This window comes from Cryobacterium sp. Sr8, assembly GCF_004403225.1.
In the GTDB taxonomy this organism is placed as follows: domain Bacteria; phylum Actinomycetota; class Actinomycetes; order Actinomycetales; family Microbacteriaceae; genus Cryobacterium; species Cryobacterium psychrotolerans.
The window spans coordinates 1-4,139 of the sequence record NZ_SOHO01000017.1; the positions used below are offsets into that span (position 1 = coordinate 1).

The 4,139-nt window shown below is 67.9% G+C and carries 5 protein-coding genes; 2 read left to right on the top strand and 3 right to left on the bottom strand.

The window, feature by feature from the left end; genetic code table 11:
- Positions 1-27 precede the first annotated feature (27 nt).
- The 3 genes from E3T54_RS02090 to E3T54_RS02100 form a co-directional block, all read right to left on the bottom strand.
- Positions 28-513 (bottom strand): hypothetical protein, encoded by a 486-nt coding sequence (locus E3T54_RS02090; RefSeq protein WP_134474356.1) that lies wholly within the window; start codon positions 511-513, stop codon positions 28-30.
- Positions 514-604: 91 nt separating this feature from the next.
- The gene (locus tag E3T54_RS02095; protein WP_134474357.1) at positions 605-2,890 is read right to left on the bottom strand and encodes a cation-translocating P-type ATPase; all 2,286 of its coding nucleotides are present in this window, start codon (positions 2,888-2,890) and stop codon (positions 605-607) included.
- Entirely contained in the window at positions 2,887-3,213 is a 327-nt protein-coding gene (locus E3T54_RS02100; protein WP_166804796.1) for a heavy-metal-associated domain-containing protein, read from the bottom strand. The genes E3T54_RS02095 and E3T54_RS02100 overlap by 4 nt, the downstream gene beginning before the upstream one ends.
- 82 nt (positions 3,214-3,295) lie before the next feature.
- Here E3T54_RS02100 and E3T54_RS02105 point away from each other — a divergent pair, with 82 nt between their 5' ends.
- Together E3T54_RS02105 and E3T54_RS02110 are read left to right on the top strand one after the other, a co-directional pair.
- Complete coding sequence (locus E3T54_RS02105; RefSeq protein ID WP_134474358.1) at positions 3,296-3,619, top strand: metal-sensitive transcriptional regulator; 324 nt, start codon at positions 3,296-3,298, stop codon at positions 3,617-3,619.
- Between the two features lie 62 nt (positions 3,620-3,681).
- Complete coding sequence (locus E3T54_RS02110) at positions 3,682-4,074, top strand: metalloregulator ArsR/SmtB family transcription factor (RefSeq protein WP_174844378.1); 393 nt, start codon at positions 3,682-3,684, stop codon at positions 4,072-4,074.
- Positions 4,075-4,139 lie beyond the last annotated feature (65 nt).

The window sequence follows — 4,139 nt, forward strand, 5'->3', positions numbered from 1 at the left end:
CAGGTGCTGGCGCGCGAGCGGGTTCGTCTAAATGCGACTGATGGAAAGCAGGATGAGGCTGGGCCGGTGAACGTGAAGCGGGATCGTGCGGAACGAGCTGACAACGAAATCGCCGGCGTCAAGAAGTTGGCTGCACACCGAGGGCTCTCGGGCCAGGCGAATGAGAGCCACGACAATGAGCAACACCGAGCAGGTCATCGCCAGGATGCCGCAACCGGCCATGACGTCGTCCCCGAAACTGAGCCATGCCGCTTCGAGGCCGGAAGCGACGGCGACGACGACATCCGCACCGGCGCTGGCCACCATTTCGTTCGCACCGGTGAGGTACTCAGCTGGCGCTGAGGCGCCCGGTGCAGCGACGGCCATCTCATGCTCTGCGCCGACGCCGGCACCGGAAGAATGAGCGGCGAACAATCCGAGGAGCAGGGCAGCCGTGGCCAGAACCGACACGATCACGGAGCGGAAGACATGGCTTCGGGGACGTCCCGTGATCGGGGTATCGCGCAAAATCATGTCACCTCCAGGTCGAATCGGTTTCGTTAAGCACAGTACGGGCCCCTCCACAGTACCCAAGGGACTGCGTTGCCGGCTGGGAGAACGCTGTCTAGCCGACCGTGGCGAGATCTCGGAACTCACCGGAGGTCGCACCGCGCACCGGCGCCGGCTCGGACAGCGGGCGGAAACCGCGGAGCCTCAGGCTGTTGCTCACCACGAACACGGAAGACAGCCCCATCGCGGCCCCGGCAATCAGGGGGTTGAGCAGGCCGAGCATGGCCAGCGGGATCGCGGCGACGTTGTAGGCGAAGGCCCAGAACAGGTTGGCCTTGATCGTGGCCAGGGTGCGCCGGGACAGCCGGATGGCATCCGCTGCGGCCATCAGGTCGCTGCGCACGAGGGTCAGGTCGCTGGCCTCGATGGCGACATCCGTTCCGGTGCCCATCGCAATGCCGAGGTCGGCCGTGGCGAGGGCCACCGCATCGTTCACCCCGTCGCCGACCATGGCGACGACCCGACCCTCGCGTTGCAGGGCCCGGACGGCCTCGGCCTTCTCGGCCGGGAGCAGCTCGGCCCGCACGTCGGTGATACCGACCTCAGCGGCCACGGCGCGCGCCGCGCGCTCGTTGTCGCCGGTCAGCAGCACGGGGCGCAGGCCGAGGCTACGGAACGCCGCGATCGCCGCCGCGCTGCTCGCCTTGACTGTGTCAGACACGCCGAGAACGCCGCGCGCTTTCCCGTCCCACGCGACGAGGACGGCGCTCTGGCCCTCATCTTCGGCGGCGGTAAGTGCCCCTTGAAGGTCGGATGGGAGGGTGATGCTCCATTGCTCGGCGAGCCAGCGCGGGCGTCCGACCAGCACGAGGTGCCCGTCGACGACGGCCTGCACGCCGAGTCCGTCGGTCGAGGCGAAAGAATCCACCGGCGGCAGCGGACCCAAACGGTCCTGTGCACCCGCGACAATTGCGGCGGCGATCGGGTGCTCCGAGCCGGTCTCGGCGGCGCCGGCGAGACGCAGGAGCTCGTCTTCGGTCACCCCGGTGGCCGGGACGGCCGCGACGAGGCCCATCCGGCCGGTGGTCACCGTGCCGGTCTTGTCCAGCACGATGGTGTCGACCCGGCGGGTCGATTCGAGGATCTGCGGCCCCTTGATCAGGATGCCCAGCTGGGCGCCGCGCCCGGTTCCGACGAGCAGGGCGGTGGGCGTGGCCAGCCCGAGGGCGCAGGGGCACGCGATGATGAGCGTCGCCACGGCCGCAGTGAAGGCCACGACCGGGCCGGCGCCGATGAGGAGCCACACGGCGAGCGTGGCCAGGGAGAGCACGATCACGATCGGCACGAAGATCGCCGAGACCCGGTCGGCCAGGCGCTGCACGGCGGCCTTGCCGGCCTGCGCCGTCTCGACGAGGCGCCCGATCAGGGCGAGCTCGGTGTCCGAGCCCACGCGGGTGGCACGCACGACGAGCCGGCCGCCCGAGTTGAGCGTGGCGCCGACGACGATCGCGCCGGGGCCGACCTCCACCGGAACGGCCTCTCCGGTGAGCATGCTGGCGTCGACGGCGGAGTTGCCCTCTACGACCTCGCCGTCGGTGGCGATCTTCTCGCCGGGGCGCACGACGAACAGGTCGCCGACCACGAGCGAGGCGGTCGGGACCGTGATCTCGACGCCGTCCCTGAGCAGGGTTGCTTCCTTCGCGCCCAGTTCGAGCAGTGCCTTCAGCGCCGCGCCGGAGCGTTTCTTGGCCCGCGCCTCGAAGTAGCGTCCGGCCAGGATGAAGACGGTGACCGCGGATGCGACCTCGAGGTAGATCTCGTGCGCCCCACCGCCGCGGGTGGCGGTGAGGTTGAACGTCATCGTCATTCCAGTCATCCCGGCCGTTCCGAAGAACAGGGCATAAAGCGACCAGCCCAAGGCGGCGAGCACGCCGATGCTGATCAGGGTGTCCATCGTCGCCGCCCCGTGACGGGCGTTGACCCAGGCCGCGCGGTGGAACGGCCAGGCACCCCAGACCGCGACCGGCGCGGCGAGGGTGAGGGCCAGCCACTGCCAGTTCGTGAACTGCAGTGCCGGGATCATCGACATCAGCGCGACGGGGATGGCGAGCGCCGCGGAAACGAGGAGTCTCCGGCGCAGGCTGTCGACCTCGGACTCCGGCGAGGCCTCTGATGAGGCCTCCGGCGGCGCTGGCAGCTCGGCCCTGTAACCGGTCGCCTCGATGGTCGCGATTGCTTGCTCCACGGTCGTGCCCTCCGGCACGAAAACGGTGGCCTTCTCGGTCGCGTAGTTGACCGAGGCCTCGACGCCCGGCATGCGGTTGAGCTTCTTTTCGATCCGCGCCGCACAGGACGCGCAGGTCATCCCGCCAACGACAAGTTCGACCTGCTGACCGCTCATCGGGCCGGGGTCACCAGCTCGTAGCCGGCCTCATCGATCGCGGCCGCGACCGCATCCGGGTCAAGCGCGCCAATGCTGGAGACGGTGACTTTGGAGACGCCGCCCGAGACGAGGGCGACCTCCACGTTCTTTGCGCCCTCGAGCTGGCTGAGTTCCTCGGTGACGCTCTTCACGCAGTGCCCGCAGGTCATTCCCGCCACCTCGAAGGTACTCGTCGTCAGGCCGTCGTTGGCCGAGGCGGAACTGGTTTGTGCGTGACCGTGCGTTCCGCAAGCGCAGGACGCGTCGGTCAGGCCAAGGTCATTCTGGTTGGTCGTGCACATCAGCAATCCCTTTCGATCGTGTTACCCCCCAGGGGTACATGTCTACTATACCCCAGATACCACCAGGGGGTATAGTTTGATCATGAACGAATCGACCGAAGCGGCGGGCGCGACGCATACCGGCCCGCACGGGTACATCTCAAATAAGGATGATTACCTCAAGCGGCTGCGGCGGATTGAAGGGCAGGCTCGCGGCCTGCAGGGCATGGTGTCGGACGAGAAGTACTGCATCGATATCCTGACCCAGATCTCGGCCATGACGAGCGCCCTCCAGTCGGTGGCCCTCGGGTTGCTCGACGAGCACCTGAATCACTGCGTCGTGAACGCGGTTGCGGCCGGCGGCGAAGAGGCCGACCTGAAGATGCGCGAGGCCTCGGCCGCCATCGGCAGGCTGGTGCGTTCTTAGCTCACCGCTCCGCCGTTGCGTACCGCAACGCAGTGTCCTGCCCCATGTGCAATAATCTGCGTATGAATGCAGATGCGGATGGTTGCACGCTGGATACGGACAGTGAGTATGTCGAGTTAGCCGTCGAGGTGTTCGCGATGCTCGCCGATGCCACGCGTATTCGCATCATTCTCGCGCTGCGCGACACGGAACTGGCGGTCAACCAGCTGGCGGAAACCGTCAATAAATCCCAGGCCTCCGTCTCGCAGCATCTGGCGAAGCTGCGCCTGGCCCGCATCGTGACTACCCGGCGCGAAGGCACCCGGGTGTTCTATCGCCTCGCGAACGAGCACGCCCGCCAGCTCGTCGCCGACGCCATCTTCCAGGCCGAGCACGCCCTCGAGGGCGTCCCGGCCCACCACCGGCACCCGTACGAAACCGCCGGCACCGAGCACGAGGCCGGCGCCCGTGCTTGAGGTCCTGCGGAACTCGGCCTACCGAAGACTGTTCAGCGCCCAGGTGGTGGCGCTGATCGGCACAG

Bases quoted from the DNA above. Each gene is read 5' to 3' on its own strand.
- E3T54_RS02090 (WP_134474356.1), bottom strand. From the start codon at position 513: ATGATTTTGCGCGATACCCCGATCACGGGACGTCCCCGAAGCCATGTC.
- E3T54_RS02095 (WP_134474357.1), bottom strand. From the start codon at position 2,890: ATGAGCGGTCAGCAGGTCGAACTTGTCGTTGGCGGGATGACCTGCGCG.
- E3T54_RS02100 (WP_166804796.1), bottom strand. From the start codon at position 3,213: ATGTGCACGACCAACCAGAATGACCTTGGCCTGACCGACGCGTCCTGC.
- E3T54_RS02105 (WP_134474358.1), top strand. From the start codon at position 3,296: ATGAACGAATCGACCGAAGCGGCGGGCGCGACGCATACCGGCCCGCAC.
- E3T54_RS02110 (WP_174844378.1), top strand. From the start codon at position 3,682: ATGAATGCAGATGCGGATGGTTGCACGCTGGATACGGACAGTGAGTAT.